The following is a 20,289-nucleotide window of genomic DNA, read 5'->3' as shown; positions in this document are numbered from 1 at the left end:
GGGTCCTGTCCATGCTGGTGCGGCAACTGCTTTCGGAGGGCTTATGGCCATGGGAAGGAAATTCAACCCGGCAATGAGGATGGCGGCGGGGGCCGCCTTCGACAAGCACGGCAATCCGAAGCCGGGTCTGGCCAACGCCATCCTGAAGGCGCTGGAGGTGCAGCGGCCGCTGGTGCTGGCCAACCTGAACCGCTACCGGCGCAAGTACCCCGATGCGGGCCCGGCTGAGCTGGCCGGCCGGCTGGAGCGGGACTACCTGGCCGCCGTGACCGCCGGCGGTGCCACGGTGGGCGCGTTCGCGATCGTTCCCGGGATCGGCACCCTGGCCACCCTGGGACTCTCCGCGGCGGCCACCGTCGGCTTCCTGGAGGCCACCGCCCTGTACGCCCAGTCGGTCGCGGAACTGCACGGCATCCCCACCGCCGAACCCGAGCGGGCGCAGGCGATGGTCATGGCCATCATCATGGGCGACGAAGGCGGGGCGCTGATCAAGGAGTTCGCCGGACAGCGCGGGGCCGCCCCGGGGCTGAACTGGGGCAACCTCGTGGGCCAGAGCATGCCCTCCGGGCTCGTCGGGTCGCTGGTGCGCAGCCTGCGCAAGCGCTTCCTGAAAAGGCTCCTGGCCAAACAGGGCACGGCGCTGCTCGGCCGGGCGGTGCCCTTCGGCATCGGCGCCGTCGTGGGCGGGGCCGGCAACCACGCCATGGGCCGGCGGGTCATCGAGAACACCCGCGAGGCCTTCGGTGAACTGCCGCTGGTGCTGCCGATGGAGCTGGTGGAGGACCTGGCCCGGACCAAGTACCGGTTGCCCGGGCGCTTCCCGCTGCCGCTGCCGGGCGCCGGCCGGGCCCGCCGGGCCGCGGTGCAGCAGGCCCTGGAGGAGCAGGAGCGGACCCGGCTGCACCCGCCCGGATCCGGCAGCCCCGAAAGCGGCGGGGACGGTGCCTGAGGCAGCCATCGACCTGAACTGCGACCTGGGCGAATCCTTCGGGGCCTGGACCATGGGCGACGACGCCGCGATGTTCCCGCTGATCAGCAGCGCCAACATCGCCTGCGGCTTCCATGCCGGCGACGGCAGGACCATGCTGGCCAGTTGCCGCCGGGCCGCCCGGTACGGGGTGGCCGTCGGGGCCCATGTCGCCTACCGGGACCTGGCCGGCTTCGGCCGGCGGGCAATGGACATCGAGCCGGCGGAGCTGGCCGCCGACGTGCTCTACCAGCTGGCGGCGCTGGCCGGGATCGCGCGCACGGCCGGCACCCGCGTGGCCTACGTCAAGCCGCACGGGGCGCTGTACAACCGGATCGTGCACGACCGTGCCCAGGCCGCGGCGGTGCTGGAAGCCGTGCGCTCCTTCGACGCCTCGCTGCCGGTGCTGGGCCTGCCCGGTTCCGCCGTGCTCGAGCTGGCCGCGGAGGCCGGCCAGCCGGTGCGCCGGGAGGCGTTCGTGGACCGCGGCTACCGCCCGGACGGAACGCTCATTCCCCGCGGGGAGCCCGGCGCGCTGCTGTCCGACCTGGAGCAGATCGCTGACCGCGCCGTCGGCTTCGCGCGCGGCGGCGGCGTGGATTCGCTCTGCGTGCACGGCGACACCCCGGGCGCGGTCGGGATGGCCGCGCTGGTGCGCCGGCGCCTGGACGCCGCCGGCATCGCGGTCAGGTCCTTCGTGTAAGGCCGGCGGGAGGAGAGCGTGAAAATCCTGCCCTTCGGCCCCGGCGCGCTGCTGGCCGAGTTCGCCACCCTGGCCGAGGTGCTGGCCCGCTACCGCGCGCTCGCCGCGGCGCCGCTGCCCGGCGTCGTCGACCTGGTCCCCGCCGCCCGCACCATCCTGGCCGTCTTCGACGGCTCGGTCACCGCCGGCCAGGTGCGGCACTGGCTGCAGGCCGCCGCCCCGGACGACGGCGGCGGGGCAGCCAGCGGCGCGCAGGTCACCATCGCGGTGGAGTATTCCGGCGAGGACCTGCCGGCGGTCGCCCGGCTGCTGGGGATCGGCGAGCGGGAAGTGGTCCGCCGGCACACGTCCAGCCGCTGGACCGCCGCCTTCACCGGGTTCGCCCCCGGCTTTGCCTACCTGGTGGCCGAGGGCAACCCGCTGCAGGTGCCCCGCCGCGAGGTGCCGCGCACCCGGGTGCCGGCCGGCTCGGTGGGGCTGGCCGGGGAATTCAGCGGCGTCTACCCGTCCGCCTCGCCCGGCGGCTGGCAGCTGATCGGGCGGACCGAGGCGCGGCTCTGGGACGCCTCGCGCCCGGAACCGGCGCTGATCCTGCCCGGCACGGTGGTCCGGTTCACGGAGGCCTGAGGATGATCACCGTGCTCAGCCCGGGGGCCCAGCTGCTGATCGAGGACCTGGGCCGGCCCGGCCACGCCGCCATGGGGCTGAGCCCCTCCGGGGCGCTGGATGCGCGCGCCCTGCGCCTGGCCAACCGGCTGGTGGGCAATGCGCCCGGGGCTGCGGGGCTGGAGCTGCTGCTCGGCGGGGCCGAACTGGAGTTCGCCGCGGCTGCGGCGGTGGCCGTCACCGGTGCGCGCGGCCCGGTCACGCTGGCCGGGACCGGGCGGGCAGGAGCTGCCCGCCGGCAGGAGGAGGCGGCCAACCGGCCCCTGGCCGTGCCGGCGGGCGGGCGGCTGCGCATCGGCCCGGCAGCGTCGGGCCTGCGCTACTACCTTGCGGTGGCCGGCGGGATCGAGGCGGACACCCTGATGGGCTCGCGCTCGGCGGACGTGCTCTCCGGCCTGGGTCCGGCCCCGCTGCGCGCCGGGGACGTGCTCCGCACCGGGCAGGCCCCGGCAGCGTCCCCGGAGCCTGCCTGGGTTCCCGCCGCGGTCCCGCCGGCCCGGCGGATCGCCGTGCGGATCCAGCCCGGCCCCCGGCTGGACTGGTTCACCCCGCAGGCCTGGCAGTGCCTGACCGGCCGGGACTGGACGGTCAGCCCGGAGAGCAACCGCGTGGGTGTGCGGCTGCTGGGCCGTCCGCTGGAGCGGGCCGTGGGCGGCGAGCTGCCCAGCGAGGGCATGGTCACCGGCGCCGTCCAGGTCCCGCCCTCGGGGCTGCCGACCGTCTTCCTGGCGGACCACCCGGTGACCGGCGGCTACCCGGTGCCCGCCGTCGTCGTGCCGGCGGACCTGCCGCTGCTGGCCCAGGCCCGGCCGGGGCAGCAGGTGCGGTTCCTGGGTCAGCCGAAGACGGCGCTGGCCACGGCGTAGATGGCCAGCCCGGCCAGCGAGCCGACCACCGTGCCGTTGATCCGGATGAACTGCAGGTCCCGGCCCACCTGCAGCTCGATTTTCCGGGAGGTCTCCTGGGCGTCCCAGCGCTCCACCGTCTCGGTGATCACCCCGGCGATCTGCGAGCGGTAGTTGCGCACCAGGTAGCCGGTGGCCTCGGTGATCCAGCCGTCCACCTTGGCCGAGAGCTGCTCGTCGGTGGCCAGCCGGCTGCCGAACTCCCGCACGGCGCTGGTGAAGGCGCGGCTGAGCTCGCTGTCCGGATCCTCGACGGCGTCCAGCAGCGCCGTCTTGATGGTTTCCCAGGTGCGGGCGGCCAGGGCCCGGACCTCCGGATCGCCCAGCGCGTTGTGCTTGATCGCTTCCACCTTGGCGATCATCTCCGCGTCATGCTGCAGGTCCTCGGTCAGGGACAGCAGGTACCGGTCCAGCTGCCGGCGCACCTCGTGGTTCGGATCGTCCTGCACGGCCATGACGAACCTGTACAGCTCCAGATGCACCTTCTGGCCCACCAGGGAGTCCATGATCTGCGGCACCCAGGTGGGCGAGCGCTCGGAGACCATCCGGATCACGACCTCCTCGTTCTCCAGCACCCACTCGGCTGCCCGGTCCACCAGCAGGTCCACCAGCTTCAGGTGGTGGCCGTCGTCCAGCACGCGCTTGAGCAGCCGGCCCAGCGGCGGACCCCACGGCGGATCCAGCAGGTAGCGCCGGGCCATGGACTCGATGATGTCCTGGACGTCCTCGTCATTGAGCACCAGCATGGCGCCGCGGATCGCGGCTGCGCCTTCGCGCGCCACCCGGTCCGCGCTCTCGGGCCGGGATAGCCAGCTGCCGGCGCGCCGCGAGATGCCCAGGGTGCGGATCTTGGCCTGGACCACGTCCTCGTCCAGGAAATTCTGTTCCACGAACTGGCCCAGGCTGGCGCCGATCTGGTCCTTGCGCCGCGGAATGATGGCGGTGTGCGGGATCCGCAGGCCCAGCGGATGCCTGAACAGGGCGGTGACCGCGAACCAGTCCGCCAGCGCCCCGACCATGCCGCCCTCGGCCGCCGCCCGGACGTACTGCAGCCAGGGGTAGCGTTCCTGCAGCGCGAAGGCGGCCAGGAAGATTACGGCCAGCAGCACCAGCAGGCCGGTGGCCACCCTTTTCATTTCCCGCAGGGCGGCGGCCCGCCCGGCATCGCCGGGCAGGTCCCGTCCGCTGCCGGCAGCCCGCGCCCCGGCCGGGACCTGCCGGTCCGTTTCCCGAAGTGTCACTGCAAGTCCACCGTTCCTAGTTTGAGCCGGATCCTTAGGTCCGGGCAGCCAGTCCGCGTACCGTGAACATCATGAAGCACAAGATCTTCGCCCACCGCGGCTCCAGCGGGCAATACGCCGAGAACACGCGCGCAGCGTTCCTGCAGGCCATCGCCGACGGCGCGGACGGAATCGAATGCGACATCCACCTGACCAAAGACCTCAAGCTCGTCTGCTTCCACGATTTCACACTGGAGCGTACTTCCACAGGAACCGGCCACGTCGCCGACCACACGCTGGAGGAACTGCTGAGCCTGGATGTTTCCTCCTGGCGGGGTGCGGCCATCCCGCCCGAATACGGCGGCACCGCGGACCAGCTGGTCACCGTGGACGACCTGCTGCAGATCATGCGCGGTGCCGGCCGCCCGCTGGATCTGGCCATCGAGCTCAAGCATCCCAGCCCCTACGGCCAGCAGCTGGAGGACGAACTGCTCGAGTACCTGCTGGCCGAAGGCTGGGACCCGGAGACCTCCACCCTCGACGGGATCAGGATCTCCCTGATGAGCTTCCATCCCGGCGCCATCGAGCATCTGGGCGAACTCGTCCCCGCCGACCATCTGTGCCAGCTGCTGGATGATGTCACCTCCGACGAGATCCGGGACAGCCTGTTCCTGGGCAGCCTGACGGCGGGCGCCGTCGCCACCCTGATCCGCCGCGCGCTGTCCGAGGGCGAGCGCCTGGTCGAGCACGAGCGCGCGGGGATGGCCGGCCCGGGCGTGGACTACATCAGGTCCCACCGCCCGCTCGTGGAGCGCTGGCTGGCCCGGGGCGTGCGCCTGCGGGCGTGGACCGTGGACAGCCCTGCCGACGTCGAGCTGTGCCGGGAGCTGGGTATCCAGGAGATCACCACGAACTGGCCGGCGCAGGTGCGCCGGCAACTGGAGCACGGTCCAGCAGCTGCACAGGAATTGCCGCACGGGGCTGTGCGCCTGCACACAGACACCCCGGCGCCGCCTTTGTAGCCTGATCCCGGAGGGCCGCGCATCCACACCACCGCCGCGGCCCGCTCCTTCAGGGAGTGCGCGGTCCGGGAAGCCCCGAGGACCTCTTGCCCGCTCCGGGCCCCGGACCGGGCGGCGCGCCGCAGCCGATCCTGCGGTGCGCCGCCGTGCGCATTCGACGCCAGGCGTGCGCCGGCACCGCCGCAGCCGCTGCCACAGGCAGGACATCAGGTGGAACACGAAGCAGGAATCGGCATTATGCAGCAACCCTACGAAGAACGGTCCTTCCAGCAGGCCTGGCTGGCCGGCATCGCCTCAGGCCCCCAGGCGTGCGCCGGCTCCGGCCACCACGGCTGCCGCCGCTGCGCGGGCCCGGAAACCGACTGACGCCCGGGCCGGCCCGGCCCAGCCGCCGTGGAAATAATAAGTCTGCTGTGATTCAGTAGATGAATGGCGTCGCCTATCGAGGATTATGCTCTCCTATCGGACCTGCATACCGGGGCGCTGATCTCGCGCTCGGGCAGCATGGACTGGCTGTGCTTCCCGCGGTTCGATTCGCCCTCGGTCTTCGCCGCACTGCTGGGCGAGCCGCACCACGGCCGCTGGCTGCTGGCTCCCGCCGCCGCCGAGCGCGAAAGCGGGGCGCCCATGGGAGCCGGGCCGGAAGCTGCCGGCACCAATGACCCGGTCCGGGTGGCCGAACGGCCCGACCGCACGGTGGCGCCGGACGCCGCCGCCAGCGGCGCCGGTGCGGACGCCGAGGCCCGGGACGGGCTGACTGAGGTTTCCGGCAACGGCGACGCCGGGAACGGGGACGCCGTTCCGGCGGGCAATCCCGTAGGGGCGCGCAACGGCCGCCACGCCGCGGAGCGGGCCTGGGACCTGCCCTACACACCCAGCGAGGCCGAGGCGGACTACTACCTGGGCTTCGAGCCGCCCGCGGCGGACATGGCGGCAGCCGCGGGTGAAGCCGGCCTGCCGGACTCCGGCCGGCCCGCCGTCGTCGAACGCTCCTACGTGCCCTCCACCTTCGTGCTGCAGACGCATTGGCGCACGGCGACCGGCGAGGCCCTGGTGACCGAGTTCATGCCGGTCGGGGACCGGCGGGCCTCGCTGGTCCGCCGCGTGCAGGGCCTGTCCGGCACGGTGGACATGCAGCAGGAGCTCGTCCTGCGCTTCCACTACGGCGACGTGGTGCCCTGGGTGTTCCGGACCCGGGACCCCGGCACCGATGCCGAGGCCATCGTTGGCATTGCCGGGCCCAACGCCGTCGTCCTGCACGGCGGGGACCTGCCGTCGCGGGCCCACCGCCGGCACCGCGGTGCGTTCACGGTGGCTGCCGGGCAGACGGTGGACTTCGAGCTGTGCTGGTTCCCGTCGCACGAGCCGGTGCCGGCGATGATCAATGTGGACGAAGCGCTGGAACAGACCACCCGGTTCTGGCAGGACTGGTGCTCCCGGTTCCCGCCGCAGGGGGACTACCACGACCTGGTCAAGCGGTCGCTGCTGGTGCTGCGGGCCATGACGCACGAGACCACCGGCGGCATCGTGGCGGCCCCCACCACCTCGCTGCCGGAGCAGTTCGGCGGGATGCGGAACTGGGACTACCGGTTCGTCTGGCTGCGCGACGCCGCGCTGACGCTGGAATCCATGATGACCCACGGCTATGGGGAAGAGGCCCTGGAGTGGCGCAACTGGCTGCTGCGGGCGGTGGCCGGGGATCCGGAGGACCTGCAGATCATGTACGGGGTGGCCGGCGAGCGGGAACTGCCCGAGGTGGTGCTCGAGCACCTTCCCGGCTACGCGGGCTCCCGGCCGGTGCGGATCGGCAACGGCGCGGTCTACCAGTACCAGGCGGATGTGGTCGGCGAGGTCATGGTGGCCCTGGAAAAGCTGCGCAACTCCGGATGCGTCGAGGACCATTTCTCCTGGCCGCTGCAGAAGGCCCTGCTGCGCTATGTGGAGAAGCACTACGACACCAAGGACCACGGGATCTGGGAAACCCGCGGGGAGCCGCAGTACTTCACCCATTCCCGGGTGATGATGTGGGCCGCCTTCGACCGCGGTGTGCGGGCCGTGCTGGACCACGGGCTGGAGGGGGAGGCACGGCACTGGGCCGAGCTGCGCGACCGGCTCCGCGAGGAGATCCTGGCGCACGGCTTCAACAAGGAACTGAACTCCTTCACCCAGGCCTACGGCGGCACCGAGCTGGATGCCGCCCTGCTGGTGCTGCCGCAGGTGGGCTTCGTCAAGTACGACGACGACATGATGCTGGGCACGGTGGAACGGCTGGAGCGGGAACTGGTGGACGAGGCCGGGCTGGTGCGGCGCTACCGGACCGAGACCGGCGTGGACGGGCTGGCGCCCGGGGAGTACCCGTTCCTGGCCTGCTCCTTCTGGCTGGTGGAGCAGTATGCGCGGTCCGGGCGGATCGGCGATGCGCGGGACCTGATGGACCAGCTCGTGGGCTACGCGAACGAGCTGGGGCTGCTGTCCGAGGAGTACGACACGGTGAACCGGCGCATGGCCGGGAACTACCCGCAGGCGTTTTCGCATCTGGCGCTGATCCGGGCGGCGGATGCGATCAACGGCCATGCCCAGCAGGCCCTCTGATGCCTGCGGATTGCACCTTTACGAAACATTCGTAACCTGCTGGAAAACATAGTAAGGCGAATCACATAATTGGTAAATTCAACGTCCGTAGTGGGAAACTCGTGCCGACAGCCGGCCCGGTGGCCCCCACTTCCGGGCCGGTCTCTTCCCCAAATCCCGGGACTGCCGCTCTCCTCGGCGGAACCGGGCCGAAAGAATGGTGTCAGCAATGAATAGTGTGAAAGAGCGGATGGCCGCGTTCCAGGCCAAGCTGGAGGTCAATGCCTCCCATCCGGACGAGGCGGATGAGAAGCTCAACGCCGCAGTGCGCGAGCTGCAGCTGCGGGCGCGGGCGGACCGTACCCGCGGCATCCTGGTCACCCGGACCGGCGCCGGCCGCTACACGGTGGAACTGAGCCGCGAGGTGCCCTACGGCTACACCGAGGAGGCCGTCGCCTGACGCTGCGGCTGCCCGGTCCGGACTATGAATTCCGGACCACCTGGCGGGTGGCCGGCACCGTGGCCGAGGTGCTGGGCGTGCTCGCGGATGTGCGCGCGCTGCCCCGGTGGTGGCCGGCGGTCTACCTCGACGCCGCGGTGCTGGACGGCGGCGCCGCGGACGGCACCGGCACCACCGCCGCCTTCCGCACCACCGGATGGCTGCCCTACACCCTGTGCTGGACCATGACGGTTACCGAGCCGGTCACCGCCGCCGGGTACACCGTGCGCGCGGCCGGGGACCTGGCAGGCACCGGCCGCTGGACCTTCGCCCAGGACGGGCCGGAGGCGGTAGTGACCTACCTCTGGCGCGTCCGGGCGGAGAAGCCGCTGCTGTGCCGGCTGTCCTGGCTGTTCAAGCCCGCCTTCGCCGCCAACCACCGCTGGGCCATGGCCCGCGGGCAGGAAAGCCTGGCCCTTGAACTGCGCCGCCGGCGGGCCCCGGATGCTGCGGCCCTGGCCCGCATCCCGGCCCCGCCCCGGCCGGCGTTCGCCCGCCTGGCCGGGGTCCTGGGCCGGCTTTCGCGGCCGGTGCGCCGCTGCCCGTAGGCTGGGAGGGTGAAGTTCCTGCAGTCTCCGGCCGTGAAGGTAGGCCTGTCCATCTCCGTGGCCACCGGACTGTACGGCATCTCCTTCGGCGCGCTCTCCGTGGCCGCCGGCCTGGACTTCCTCCAGACCATGGCGCTGAGCCTGCTGCTCTTCAGCGGCGGCTCGCAGTTCGCCTTCATCGGCGTCGTCGGCGGCGGCGGGACCGGGGCCGCCGCCGCCGGCGCGGCCGCGCTGCTGGGCATCCGCAACTTCGTCTACGCCATGCAGATGAACGCCATGCTCGGCCCGCGCGGCTGGCGCAGGCCGGCCGCGGCGCAGCTGACCATCGACGAATCCACTGCCACCGCCTCCGGGCAGCTGGACCCGGGCGAGCAGCAGCGCGGCTTCTGGACCGCCGGCGCCGGGGTGTTCGTGCTCTGGAACCTGTTCACCGCCGTCGGCGCGGTGGCCGGGGACGCACTCGGGGACCCGAAGCTGTGGGGGCTCGACGGCGCCGCCGTGGCCGCGTTCCTGGGCCTGCTCTGGCCGCGGCTGAAAGGCCGGGAGCCGGCCGCCATCGCCGCCGTCTGCGCCCTGGCCACGGTGCTGGCGGTGCCGCTGCTGCCCAGCGGCGTCCCGATCCTGGTGGCCGCCGCGGTGGCCGGGCTGATCGGCTGGTTCACGCACCGGCCGGTGCCGCAGGGGCTGGAGCCGGACATCGAGCCGTACGCCGAACCCTATGCGGCGCACGATGCCGAACATATGCAGCTGCCCGCGCGCCGGCAGGAACCGGACGCAGGCCGGTCCGGCGGCCGCTCCGCAGAGGGGCCGGGCGGATGAGCCTGTGGGGCTGGATCCTGGTTGCCTGCGCGCTGGCCTATGCCACCAAGCTGGCCGGCTACCTGGTGCCGGCCGCCTGGATGAAGAACCCGCGGATGTCCCGGGTCGCGGCCACCCTGACCATCGGCCTGCTGGCCTCGCTGACCATGGTGAACACCTTCGCCAGCGGGCAGGAGCTGGTCCTGGATGCCAGGCTCGGCGCGCTCGCGGCCGCCGCGCTGGCGCTGGTCCTGCGCGCGCCGTTCCTGGTCGTCGTGCTGGCCGGCGCGGCCGCGGCGGCGCTGCTGCGCCTGGCCGGCTGGGGCTGAGATTGGGGCAGGGTTCCTCCGGGTCGGCCCTTGACAGCACGTGGCATCCTAGGGGGATGACCATCGGAGAGACCCGGCCGCCCTTCAGCGGCCCGCGCGATCCCGGGGACGCCTGGGCCGTGGGGCCGGACGGCACCCGGATGTGGGGCCGTTTCGGCTCGGCCGGGCTGTTGGTCGTGGACCCCTCCCGCGGGGTGCTGATGCAGCACCGGGCCTTGTGGAGCCACTTCGGCGGCACCTGGGGCATCCCCGGCGGGGCCCGGCACGAGGGCGAGGCCGCCATCGATGCGGCGCTGCGCGAATCGCACGAGGAAGCCGGCGTGCCGGCCGACGCGCTCGAGCCGCTGTTCACCCAGGTGCTCGACCTGGGCTTCTGGACCTACACGACGGCCGTGGCCTGGACGACCCGGGCGTTCGAGCCGGCCATCGCCGATGCCGAAAGCCTGGCGCTGTCCTGGATCCCGGTGGAGGGCGTCCAGGACCTGCCGCTGCACCCGCGGTTCGCCGAGGCCTGGCCGGAGCTGAAGGCCATGATCTGCCGCCGGCCGGTGCTCATTGTCGATGCCGCCAACGTGGTCGGCGCCCGGCCCGACGGCTGGTGGCGGGACCGGCCCGGCGCGGCGGCCCGGCTGCTGGCGGAGCTGGAACAGACAGTCTCCGCCGGGCTGCCGGCCGGGCTCCTGGGCCTGGACGCTCACACCGCCTGGCCGGACGTCGTCGTCGTGCTGGAAGGGGAAGCGACGGCGGCAGGCCCGCCGGACCGTGCCGCCGGCACGCCGCGGCTGGACGTGGTCCAGGCCGCCGGCTCCGGCGACGACGAGATCGTGGCGCGGGTCCGCGCCCTCCGTGCGGACGACGGCGCCGCCCCGGTGACCGTGGCAACCTCCGACCGCGGGCTGCGCGGGCGCGTGGCGGAGCTGGGCGCCCGCAGCATCGGCGCCGGGGCGCTCCGGGAGGTTCTGGACCGGGGGAGCCTGAGCTAAAGCGTGACGCCCTCGGGCAGTTCGGCTTCCTCGAACTTCTGCCGCCCGCATTCGTCCGCCAGCACCGGATAGGTGGCCGCGATCAGGTCCAGGATGCGGTTGCGGACCACCAAATAGGCCTCGCCCACGCCGACCACGCCCTTGAACGCCTTCAGCTCGGTCTCATACGAGGTCTGCTGGTGGCGCAGATAGTTCACGGTGAGCCGGTCCAGCCGGTGCTTCACCGTGTTCAGGCTCGCCGGGGACTGGCCGCGGCGCAGTCGCCGGTTGAAGTGCTCGATGGCCTTCTGCTGCACCACCGGCCACGGTTCCGGGTTGATCCGCAGCGGCAGGGCCTCGGCGACGGCGACGGCCTCCTTCTTCCGGGCCAGGGCGCGTTCCCGGGCGGCAAGCTGCCGGTTGCGCGAGGCCTGGCGGGCCTGCTGGAACTCCCCGGTGGCTTCGACCTGCAGGACGCGCTCCAGGGCGTAGAGCTTCATCGGCGCGGCCTTGCGGCTGCGCGGGTTGCGGGCCAGCTTGTCCGGTTCGGGCAGGAACTTCCCGATCTGCGTGTCCGTCCACCCCCGGTCCTTCTTCAGGTCGCCGGCAATCAGGAAGTCATCGCTGCCGGCGGGCTTCGGGCGGGGCGGGTGGTGCTTACCTCGGACCAAGGGATTCCTTCACGGGGGTGGCTGGGGTTCAGCGCCGGGCTGCGGGCACCGGCGCATTCCCCACAGGTTACCTGCCGCGCGGCCGGATCCACGTGAAACCCTGCCGACTCCTGCCCGAAATCTGGATGAAACGGCCCGGGCCTAGCCTGAGCGCATGCGTTTGACGGCCCGGGAACAGGAAAAGCTCATGGTGGTCGTGGCCGCGGACCTGGCCAGGCGCCGCCAGGCCCGGGGGCTGAAGCTCAACTATCCCGAAGCCGTGGCCATCATCACCTACGAACTGCTCGAGGGCGCCCGGGACGGCAGGTCCGTGGCGGAGCTGATGTCCTTCGGGGCCACCATCCTCTCCCGCGCGGACGTGATGGAGGGCGTGGCGGAGATGATCCACGACGTCCAGGTCGAGGCCACCTTCCCGGACGGGACCAAGCTGGTCACCGTCCACCATCCGATCAGGGAGCGCACATGATCCCCGGCGAATACCGTCTGGCCCAGGACCCGGTCACCCTCAATGCGGGCCGGGAGGCCATCGAGCTGGCGGTGCTCAATACCGGGGACCGGCCGGTGCAGGTCGGCTCGCACTTCCACTTCGCCGAGGTCAATGCCGCCCTGGAATTCGACCGCGCCCAGGCCTGGGGCCGGCGGCTGGACATTCCCGCCGGCACGGCGGCCCGCTTCGAGCCCGGGGACGCGCGCACGGTCCGGCTGGTGCCGCTCGGCGGCCGGCGCCGGGTCTACGGCCTGCGCGGGCAGGTCAACGGAGCACTGGATCCGCAGCCGGGCAGACAGCAGGACACAGAGCAGGAAGGCGGGACCGCATGAGCCTGGAGATTCCCCGGCGCCAGTACGCGGACCTGTACGGGCCGACCACCGGGGACCGGATCCGGCTGGCCGATACCTCGCTGTTCCTGCAGATCGAGCGGGACCTGACCGTTTACGGCGAGGAAGTGGTCTTCGGCGGCGGCAAGGTCATCCGCGACGGCATGGGCCACGACGGGCAGGCGGTGCGCGCCGGGGACGTGCCGGACACGGTGATCACGAACGCCGTCATCGTGGACCACACCGGCATCTACAAGGCCGACGTCGCGCTGCGCGACGGGCACATCTTCCGGATCGGCAAGGCCGGCAACGCGAATGTGCAGGACGGGGTGGACATCACCATCGGCGCGTCCACCGAGATCATCGCCGGCGAGCGCAAGATCCTCACCGCCGGCGGCGTCGACACCCACATCCACTTCATCTCCCCGGAGCAGATGCCCACCGCGCTGGCCAGCGGGGTGACCACGATGATCGGCGGCGGCACCGGCCCCGCGGAGGGCACCAAGGCCACCACGGTAACCCCGGGACCCTGGCACATCCAGCGCATGCTGGAGGCGGCCGAGGGGCTGCCGATGAACATCGGGCTGCTGGGCAAGGGCCATGCCAGCACCGAGGAGCCGCTGACCGAGCAGATCCGGGCCGGCGCGGTGGGGCTGAAGATCCACGAGGACTGGGGCGCCACCCACACCGCCATCGACCTGTCGCTGCGGGTCGCGGACGCCTACGACGTGCAGGTGGCCATCCATACCGACACCCTGAACGAGTGCGGCTTCCTCGAGGACACCGTGGCCGCGATCGGCGGCCGGGTGATCCACACCTTCCACACCGAGGGTGCCGGCGGCGGGCACGCGCCGGACATCATCGCCATCGCCGGCCACCCCAACGTGCTGCCGGCCTCCACCAACCCGACCATCCCGTTCACCCGCAACACGGCCGAGGAGCATCTGGACATGCTCATGGTCTGCCACCACCTCAGCCCGGACATTCCCGAGGACGTGGCGTTCGCCGATTCGCGGATCCGCCCGGAGACGATCGCCGCCGAGGACGTGCTGCACGACTTGGGCGTGTTCTCGATCATGTCTTCCGATTCGCAGGCCATGGGCCGGGTCGGCGAGGTCATCACGCGCACCTGGCAGCTGGCCTCGGTGATGAAGGACCGGCGCGGGCCGATCGACGAGCACGGGCCGGCGCCGGAGGCCGGGGACAACTTCCGGATCCGCCGCTACGTGGCCAAGTACACCATCAACCCGGCCCTGGCCCAGGGCATCGCGGACTGCGTCGGGTCGGTCGAGGAGGGCAAGTTCGCCGACCTGGTGCTCTGGGACCCGGCCTTCTTCGGCGTCAAGCCCGACCTGGTGATCAAGGGCGGGCAGATCATCAACTCCGTGATGGGGGACCCCAACGCCTCGATCCCGACGCCGCAGCCGCAGACCCTGCGCCCGGCCTTCGCCGCCTTCGGGGCGGCCCTGGCCAGCTCCAGCATCACCTTCCTGTCCAAGGCGGCCATCGAGGCAGGGGTGCCGCAGCAGCTGGGCCTGCGCAAGCAGATCCGGGCCGTGTCCGGCTGCCGCGGCCTGCGCAAACAGGACCTGGTGCTCAACGGGGCGACCCCGCAGATCACCGTGGACCCGCAGACCTACCGGGTGGAGGTCGACGGCGTGCCGGCCACCTGCGAGCCCGCCGGCACCCTGCCGATGGCGCAGCGCTACTTCCTCTTCTAGCCTGTTGAGTCCACGAGCCCCTGGGAGGCCTGCATGATCGTCGAAGCTGTCCTGTTCAACCTGGCCGACCTGCCGCCTGCCGAACTGGCGGCGCTCGAGGGCCTGCACCGGGAGAAGGTGGTGCTGCCCGCCAGCGCGCTGACCAAGCGGATCCAGCGGCTGGTCACCGATCACGGCCGCCAGCTGGGGCTGCGCCTGCCCGCCGCCGGCGCCGACCTGCGGGACGGGGACGTGCTGCTGCGCGAGGACGCCGGCCTGGTGGTGGTTTCGGTGCTGCCCAGCGATGTGCTGGTGATCGCTCCCGCCGACCTGCGGCAGGCGCTGTTCACCGCCCACTCGCTGGGCAACCGCCACCTGCAGGCCCAGTTCTTCGACGCCGGCAGCGACTACGGCCAGGCCGTGATGGTGGTCCAGTACGACCACACCGTGCAGGACTTCCTGGACCTGCACGGTGTGCCCTACAGCCGCCAGGAGCGGGTCATGCCCGTACCCTTCCGCCATGCCGCCCACACCCACTGACGCACACCCCGGCCAGGCGCCCGCGGCCCTGGCCGGGCACCTGGCCGTCCTGCTGCAGCTGGGGGACTCGGCCCTGCCCACCGGCGCCTTCAGCCACTCCTTCGGGCTGGAGTCCTACCTGGCCGCCGGCACGGTGGCCGACGAGGCCGGCGTCCAGGCCTGGCTGCTGGCCTACCTGGACACGCAGCTGTGCTGCACGGACGCCCTGGCCATGCGGATGGCCGCCACCGGCGAACGCGACACCGGCGAGCTGGATGTGATGCTCGACGCCGCCGTCGTCGCCGCCCAGGTGCGCTCGGCCAGCCGGAAAATGGGCGCCCAGCTGGCCCGGCTGCTGCCGGCCGCGCTGCCCGAAGCCGGCCCCGGGCCGTGGCCGGCGCACTACTGCCTGGTCTTCGCCGCGGCCGCGGCGCGCTGCGCTGTGCCGCTGCCGCTGGTTCTGCACACCTACCTGGCCGGCGCCGTCACGGCCCTGGTCCAGAACGCGGTGCGCGCGGTGCCGCTGGGCCAGGTGGCCGGCCAGCGGGTGCTGGGCCGGCTGCGCCCGGCCGTCGCCGCCGCGGCGGCCCGGGCACTGCAGCTGCCCGCCGAGGAGTTCGGCGCGGCGGCCCCGGGGCTGGAGGTGGCCCAGATGCGCCACGAGCACCTGCGGGCGCGCATGTTCATGAGCTAGAGGAAAGGACCACACCATGGGCGATCCGGTAATCATCGGCATCGGCGGCCCCGTCGGGGCGGGCAAGACGCAGCTGGTCGAACGCATCACGCGGGCGATGAGCGGCGAGGTGTCCATGGCCGCCATCACCAACGACATCTATACCATCGAGGACGCACGCATCCTGGCCGCCAACTCGGTGCTGCCCGAGGACCGGATCATCGGGGTGGAAACTGGCGGCTGCCCGCACACCGCCATCCGCGAGGATACCTCCATGAACGAGGCGGCGATCGGCGAGCTCAAGGCCCGGCACCCGGACCTGCAGGTGATCTTCGTCGAATCCGGCGGGGACAACCTCTCGGCCACCTTCAGCCCCGAGCTGGCAGACTTCTCCATCTACATCATCGATGTGGCACAGGGGGAGAAGATCCCGCGCAAGGCCGGCCAGGGCATGATCAAGAGCGACCTGTTCATCATCAACAAGACGGACCTGGCCCCGCACGTGGGCGCCGACCTGGCCGTGATGGAGGCCGACTCGAAGGTCTTCCGCGGCGGGAAGCCGTTCTGCTTCACCAATCTGAAGACGGACGAGGGGCTGGCCGCGGTGCTGGACTGGATCCGCCGCGACGTGCTGATGTCCGACCTTGCCGGCTGAAGCCGCCGTGTCCACCGTCCTGCCCGCCCCGCCCACCGGCACGCTGCGGCTGCGCGTCGAGCGCGCCGGCTCCGGACGCAGCACGGCCGTGGGGCAGTACCATGCCGGGGCACTGCGCGTGCTGCGCCCGCACTACCCGGACGCGTCCGGGCAGGCGGTCTTCACCGTGGTCAATCCCGGCGGCGGCTACCTGGGCAACGACAGCTACGTCCTGGAGTACGACGGCGGCGCCGGCTCCAGCGCCCTGCTCACCACGCAGTCGGCCACCAAGGTGTACCGGACCCCGCAGGGCCCGGCCCGCCAGCACCAGCGCATCCGGCTGGGACCCGGGGCGCGGCTGGAATACGTCCCGGACCAGCTGATCGCCTACGCGGACGCGCAGTACCGGCAGGCCACCGACGTCGAACTCGCCGCCGGGGCCTCCTATCTGGCCGCCGAGATCGTCACCCCGGGCTGGTCCGCCGGCGGCGAGCCCTTCCGCTACCGCGAGGTGGGGCTGCTGACCCGGATATGGCTGGAAGGCCGGCTGCTGCTCTGGGACAATCTGGTGCTGCGCCCGGAGGCCGCCAGCCCCGCCGGCCTGGGCATGCTCGAAGGCTATTCACACTGTGCCTCGCTGGTGGCGGTGCACCCGGGAACCGGCCGGGAGCAGCTGGAGCTGGTGCGCGCGGCCGCGGCGGCGTTCCCGGACGTGCACGCCGGCTGCAGCCTGCTGGAGGGGCCCGGGCTGGTGCTGCGCGCGCTGGCCGGGTCCAGCGGGCGGCTGGCCGGGCTGGTGGCCGCGGTCGGCTCCTGCCTGCGGTCCGCGCAGACGGGGCAGGCGCCGTGGGACCTGCGCAAGTACTAGACGGAAAGGGGCCGGCCATGGCACTGCGGACCACGCCCGGAAGGGGCCTGCTGCCGATGCTGGCCACCATCGTGCTGCTGCACGCGGCCGGCTGGGGCCTGTTCGTCCTCGCCGTGCTCCCGCACGGCTACCGGGTCTCGGGCGGCGAGGCCTTCGGCACCGGGCTCGCCGCCACCGCGTACCTGCTCGGGGCGCGGCACGCCTTCGACGCGGACCACATCGCCGCCATCGACAACACCTCGCGGAAGCTGACCACCGCCGGCGCCGCCGCACGGTCCACCGGGTACTGGTTCGCCCTCGGGCACTCGACCGTCGTGCTCGCGGCGGTGGCGATGCTGGCCGCCGGGATGAACGCCGTGGCCGGTCAGCTGGCCGACGACGCCTCGGTGCTGAAGGATTTTGCCCGCATCTGGGGCCCGGCCGTGTCGGGACTGTTCCTGCTGCTGATCGGCGGCACCAACCTGGTCTCGCTGCGTGGCATCCTCCGGGTGCTGCGGTCCGGCCGTGGCGCGGACGACGGCGAGCTGGAGCGGCACCTGGCCGGCCGGGGCCTGCTGAACCGGCTGCTGTCCCCGGTGGCGCGCCGGGTCGATGCGCCCTGGAAGATGTACCCGCTCGGGCTGCTGTTCGGGCTTGGCCTGGACACCGCCGGCACCATCGGCCTGTTCGTCGTCGCCGGTGGGGCCGTGGTGGCGCTGCCCTGGTACGCCGTGCTGGTGCTGCCGCTGCTGTTCGCCGCCGGCATGGTGCTCTGCGACACGGTCAACGGGGTGGTGATGAGCGGGGTCTACCGCTGGGCCTGCGGCCGGCCGCGGCAGAAGATCTACTACAACCTTGCGGTCACGCTGCTGTCGGTGCTCGTGGCGTTCCTGGTCGCCGCGGTGGTGCTTGGCGGGCTGTTCTCGGAGTTGACCGGGATCACGTCCGGGCCGGTGGCCTGGCTGGCGTCGGTGGACCTGGCGAACGCCGGCTTTATCGTCACCGGGCTGCTGGCGGCGACCTGGCTCGGGGCCCTGCTGCTGCACCGGCGGACGGCCTGACCGGCCTTGCCGCCTGCAGGCAATGCCCTGTTGCCCGGTACCGGCCTGTGCCAGACTGAAACCATGCTTGTAGCCTTCTCAGTCGCACCCTCCGGCGTTCCCGTCGCCGGGCCCGCCCCGCATGATGCCTCCGTGCACGACGCCGTCGCCGCCGCCGTGCGCGTGGTCCGCGAGTCCGGGCTGCCGAACCGGACCACCTCGATGTTCACCGAGATCGAGGGCGAATGGGACGAAGTGATGGACGTGGTCAAGCGTGCCACGCAGGCCGTGGCGGTGTACGGGTCGCGGGTCTCGCTGGTGCTCAAGGCCGACATCCGCCCGGGCTACTACGGCGAACTCGACGGCAAGGTGGAGCGGCTCGAGGCCGCCCTGCAGGACCGCCCCGATGGCGCCTGAGGATTCGGCCGGACGCGGGAGCGGTACCAACGGCAGTGAGGTGCCTGCCGGCGGCGCCTACGACGGCAGCAGCTACGAGGCGGCGCCCGGCAGCCCGTCGGCATCGCAGGCGGAGGCCCGCTGGGCCGCCGTCGACCAGTACCTGGCCGGGACCCTGGTGGGCGAGGACGCGGTGCTTGCCGAAGGCCGGCAGGCCGCGCACGAGGCCGGGCTGCCGGGCATCGAGGTGTCCGCGCCGCAGGGCAAGTTCCTGATGCTCATGGCCCGGCTCGTCGGCGCCCGGAAGGTGCTGGAGATCGGCACCCTCGGCGGCTACAGCACCACCTGGCTGGCCCGGGGGATCCCGGACGACGGCGAAGTGATCACCTGCGAGTACGAGCCGCACCATGCCGAGGTGGCCAGGGCGAACCTGGCCCGGGCCGGCGTCGGCGGCAAGGTCAGCGTGCGGGTGGGTGCGGCGCTGGAGACGCTGCCGCGGCTGGAGGCGGAGGAAGCCGGGCCTTTCGACCTGGTGTTCATTGATGCGGACAAGGCCAACAACCGCAACTATGTCGAGTGGGCGCTGAAGCTGGCGCGGCCGGGCACCGTGATCATCGTGGACAATGTGGTCCGCGGCGGTGCCGTGCTGCGGACGGACCTGCCGGCCGGGGACCCTGAGGCGGAGGCGATCGCCGGCACCCGCGGTGCGCTGGAGCTGCTGGGCTCCGACCGCCGGCTGGATGCCACGGCGGTCCAGACCGTGGGCGCCAAGGGCTGGGACGGCTTCGCCTTCGCCGTCGTCAAATAGTGGGACGGCGCAAAGCCGGGGCAGGCGCCGCCGGGGAGCCGGAGACCGGCCCGGCGGAAGGCATCTACGGCATCTCCTCCGGCACGGCCGAACTGGTCCGGGACCCGGAGATGCCCGGGGCCTGGCTGCTGAAGATCAACGGGGTGCAGTCCTCGCACGTGGTGCTGGGCCAGCCTCTGGTGCTGGACTTCGAGTACATGCGCTGGATGGCGGCGCTGATCGAATCCCGCTGGGCGGAACCGGAGGACGGCCGGCCGCTGCGCGCGCTGCATCTGGGCGGCGGGGCCTGCTCGATGGCCCGCTACCTGGCCGCGCGTTATCCGCACGCCCGGCAGGTCGTCGTCGAAATCGATGCGAGGCTGGCCGAACTGGTGCGGACCTGGTTCGATATCCCGCGGGCCCCGCTGGTGCGGATCCGGGTGGGCGAGGCCCGGGCAGTAACCGAGTCCCTGGCCGGCGGCAGCCGCGACCTGGTCATCCGCGACGTGTTCGCCGGCAGCCGGACGCCGCGGCCGCTGACCACCCTCGAGTTCACCCGCACCGTCCGGCAGGTGCTCGCCCCCGGCGGGCTCTACCTGGTCAACTGCGGGGACACACCCCGGCTGGAGGGCGCCCGGCGGGAGGTGGCCACCATCGCCGAAGTGTTCGAGCATGTGGCGGTCGTGGCCGACCCGCCCATGCTCAAGGGCCGGCGCTTTGGCAACGTGGTGATCGCCGGCTCGGACGCCCCGCTGGGGGAGGACCCGCAGCTGGCGCGGACGCTGCTGGGCGGGGCCGTGCCGGCCCGTTTCCTGGACGGCGGCGAGGCGGCCAGGTTCTGTGCCGGCGCCCGGATCCTGCAGGACACGCCGGGAGACTAGCGGCTTTTGCCGCCGGCAGGCGGCCGGACGGCCGCGATTCCGCACAAGCTACGGAAGTTTTCCAAATGGCAACCTTGCTTTGTGACTCACCGGTAATTTCTTTGTATGATTTAGAACGAACAGCCGGTCAGCGGC

The 20,289-nt window shown here is 72.2% G+C and carries 25 protein-coding genes; 23 read left to right on the top strand and 2 right to left on the bottom strand.

What is annotated here, in order from left to right; translation table 11 throughout:
- The first annotated feature begins 73 nt into the window (after positions 1-73).
- The 4 genes from HGG74_RS10965 to HGG74_RS10950 are packed head-to-tail and all read left to right on the top strand — an operon-like array spanning position 74 to position 3,202.
- The gene (locus tag HGG74_RS10965; protein ID WP_246262837.1) at positions 74-949 is read left to right on the top strand and encodes a hypothetical protein; all 876 of its coding nucleotides are present in this window, start codon (positions 74-76) and stop codon (positions 947-949) included.
- Positions 950-956: 7 nt separating this feature from the next.
- Positions 957-1,670 (top strand): LamB/YcsF family protein, encoded by a 714-nt coding sequence (locus HGG74_RS10960; protein WP_168486482.1) that lies wholly within the window; start codon positions 957-959, stop codon positions 1,668-1,670.
- A gap of 18 nt (positions 1,671-1,688) precedes the next feature.
- Positions 1,689-2,297: a 5-oxoprolinase subunit B family protein gene (locus HGG74_RS10955; protein WP_168486388.1), complete on the top strand. Its 609-nt coding sequence runs from the start codon at positions 1,689-1,691 to the stop codon at positions 2,295-2,297.
- 2 nt (positions 2,298-2,299) lie between these two features.
- Positions 2,300-3,202: a 5-oxoprolinase subunit C family protein gene (locus tag HGG74_RS10950; RefSeq protein WP_168486387.1), complete on the top strand. Its 903-nt coding sequence runs from the start codon at positions 2,300-2,302 to the stop codon at positions 3,200-3,202.
- Here HGG74_RS10950 and HGG74_RS10945 read toward each other — a convergent pair.
- Positions 3,172-4,377, bottom strand: a complete 1,206-nt coding sequence (locus tag HGG74_RS10945; protein WP_168486481.1) for a DUF445 domain-containing protein — start codon at positions 4,375-4,377, stop codon at positions 3,172-3,174. The two genes, HGG74_RS10950 and HGG74_RS10945, sit on opposite strands and share 31 nt — an antisense overlap.
- Before the next feature lie 176 nt (positions 4,378-4,553).
- Here HGG74_RS10945 and HGG74_RS10940 point away from each other — a divergent pair, with 176 nt between their 5' ends.
- The 8 genes from HGG74_RS10940 (at position 4,554) to HGG74_RS10905 (ending at position 11,211) form a co-directional block, all read left to right on the top strand.
- Entirely contained in the window at positions 4,554-5,483 is a 930-nt protein-coding gene (locus tag HGG74_RS10940; RefSeq protein ID WP_168486386.1) for a glycerophosphodiester phosphodiesterase, read from the top strand.
- A gap of 237 nt (positions 5,484-5,720) precedes the next feature.
- Entirely contained in the window at positions 5,721-5,849 is a 129-nt protein-coding gene (locus tag HGG74_RS21940) for a hypothetical protein (protein ID WP_281356119.1), read from the top strand.
- A gap of 63 nt (positions 5,850-5,912) precedes the next feature.
- Positions 5,913-8,075 carry a glycoside hydrolase family 15 protein gene (locus tag HGG74_RS10930; protein ID WP_246262836.1) on the top strand — a complete coding sequence of 721 codons (2,163 nt, stop codon included), beginning with the start codon at positions 5,913-5,915 and terminating at the stop codon, positions 8,073-8,075.
- A 208-nt stretch (positions 8,076-8,283) separates the two neighbouring features.
- The gene (locus tag HGG74_RS10925) at positions 8,284-8,514 is read left to right on the top strand and encodes a hypothetical protein (protein WP_246262835.1); all 231 of its coding nucleotides are present in this window, start codon (positions 8,284-8,286) and stop codon (positions 8,512-8,514) included.
- A gap of 47 nt (positions 8,515-8,561) precedes the next feature.
- Positions 8,562-9,101 carry an SRPBCC family protein gene (locus HGG74_RS10920; RefSeq protein WP_512698804.1) on the top strand — a complete coding sequence of 180 codons (540 nt, stop codon included), beginning with the start codon at positions 8,562-8,564 and terminating at the stop codon, positions 9,099-9,101.
- A gap of 9 nt (positions 9,102-9,110) precedes the next feature.
- Positions 9,111-9,920 carry an AzlC family ABC transporter permease gene (locus HGG74_RS10915; RefSeq protein ID WP_168486384.1) on the top strand — a complete coding sequence of 270 codons (810 nt, stop codon included), beginning with the start codon at positions 9,111-9,113 and terminating at the stop codon, positions 9,918-9,920.
- On the top strand, positions 9,917-10,228 hold the full coding sequence (locus HGG74_RS10910; RefSeq protein WP_168486383.1) for an AzlD domain-containing protein: 312 nt from the start codon (positions 9,917-9,919) through the stop codon (positions 10,226-10,228). The genes HGG74_RS10915 and HGG74_RS10910 overlap by 4 nt, the downstream gene beginning before the upstream one ends.
- 56 nt (positions 10,229-10,284) lie before the next feature.
- Entirely contained in the window at positions 10,285-11,211 is a 927-nt protein-coding gene (locus tag HGG74_RS10905) for an NUDIX domain-containing protein (protein ID WP_168486382.1), read from the top strand.
- Here HGG74_RS10905 and HGG74_RS10900 read toward each other — a convergent pair.
- Positions 11,208-11,861 (bottom strand): hypothetical protein, encoded by a 654-nt coding sequence (locus HGG74_RS10900; RefSeq protein ID WP_168486381.1) that lies wholly within the window; start codon positions 11,859-11,861, stop codon positions 11,208-11,210. The two genes, HGG74_RS10905 and HGG74_RS10900, sit on opposite strands and share 4 nt — an antisense overlap.
- A gap of 154 nt (positions 11,862-12,015) precedes the next feature.
- On the opposite strand from HGG74_RS10900, the gene HGG74_RS10895 reads away from it, so the two are divergent.
- From HGG74_RS10895 to HGG74_RS10845, 11 genes are all read left to right on the top strand, one after another.
- Complete coding sequence (locus HGG74_RS10895) at positions 12,016-12,327, top strand: urease subunit gamma (RefSeq protein ID WP_168486380.1); 312 nt, start codon at positions 12,016-12,018, stop codon at positions 12,325-12,327.
- Positions 12,324-12,680: an urease subunit beta gene (locus HGG74_RS10890; protein WP_168486379.1), complete on the top strand. Its 357-nt coding sequence runs from the start codon at positions 12,324-12,326 to the stop codon at positions 12,678-12,680. The genes HGG74_RS10895 and HGG74_RS10890 overlap by 4 nt, the downstream gene beginning before the upstream one ends.
- Positions 12,677-14,398, top strand: a complete 1,722-nt coding sequence (gene ureC, locus HGG74_RS10885; protein ID WP_168486378.1) for an urease subunit alpha — start codon at positions 12,677-12,679, stop codon at positions 14,396-14,398. The genes HGG74_RS10890 and ureC overlap by 4 nt, the downstream gene beginning before the upstream one ends.
- Before the next feature lie 33 nt (positions 14,399-14,431).
- Entirely contained in the window at positions 14,432-14,917 is a 486-nt protein-coding gene (ureE, locus tag HGG74_RS10880) for an urease accessory protein UreE (RefSeq protein ID WP_168486377.1), read from the top strand.
- Complete coding sequence (locus tag HGG74_RS10875; RefSeq protein WP_246262834.1) at positions 14,898-15,590, top strand: urease accessory protein UreF; 693 nt, start codon at positions 14,898-14,900, stop codon at positions 15,588-15,590. The genes ureE and HGG74_RS10875 overlap by 20 nt, the downstream gene beginning before the upstream one ends.
- Before the next feature lie 16 nt (positions 15,591-15,606).
- A complete protein-coding gene (gene ureG / locus HGG74_RS10870) occupies positions 15,607-16,224 on the top strand; it encodes an urease accessory protein UreG (RefSeq protein ID WP_168486376.1) in 618 nt (205 codons plus the stop codon).
- A 7-nt stretch (positions 16,225-16,231) separates the two neighbouring features.
- Positions 16,232-17,071 carry an urease accessory protein UreD gene (locus HGG74_RS10865; RefSeq protein WP_312856820.1) on the top strand — a complete coding sequence of 280 codons (840 nt, stop codon included), beginning with the start codon at positions 16,232-16,234 and terminating at the stop codon, positions 17,069-17,071.
- A 17-nt stretch (positions 17,072-17,088) separates the two neighbouring features.
- Positions 17,089-18,111, top strand: coding sequence for a HoxN/HupN/NixA family nickel/cobalt transporter (locus tag HGG74_RS10860; protein WP_168486375.1), 1,023 nt, complete (start codon positions 17,089-17,091; stop codon positions 18,109-18,111).
- A 63-nt stretch (positions 18,112-18,174) separates the two neighbouring features.
- On the top strand, positions 18,175-18,507 hold the full coding sequence (locus HGG74_RS10855) for a thiamine-binding protein (protein ID WP_168486374.1): 333 nt from the start codon (positions 18,175-18,177) through the stop codon (positions 18,505-18,507).
- Positions 18,497-19,294, top strand: coding sequence for an O-methyltransferase (locus HGG74_RS10850; protein ID WP_168486373.1), 798 nt, complete (start codon positions 18,497-18,499; stop codon positions 19,292-19,294). The genes HGG74_RS10855 and HGG74_RS10850 overlap by 11 nt, the downstream gene beginning before the upstream one ends.
- Positions 19,294-20,154 (top strand): spermidine synthase, encoded by an 861-nt coding sequence (locus HGG74_RS10845; RefSeq protein WP_168486372.1) that lies wholly within the window; start codon positions 19,294-19,296, stop codon positions 20,152-20,154. Before HGG74_RS10850 ends, HGG74_RS10845 begins: the two co-directional genes overlap by 1 nt.
- The last annotated feature ends 135 nt before the right edge of the window (positions 20,155-20,289 follow it).

It is taken from the genome of Arthrobacter mobilis (assembly GCF_012395835.1).
Taxonomy (GTDB): Bacteria; Actinomycetota; Actinomycetes; order Actinomycetales; family Micrococcaceae; genus Crystallibacter; species Crystallibacter mobilis.
This window is presented reverse-complemented; position numbering and strand designations above follow the sequence as displayed.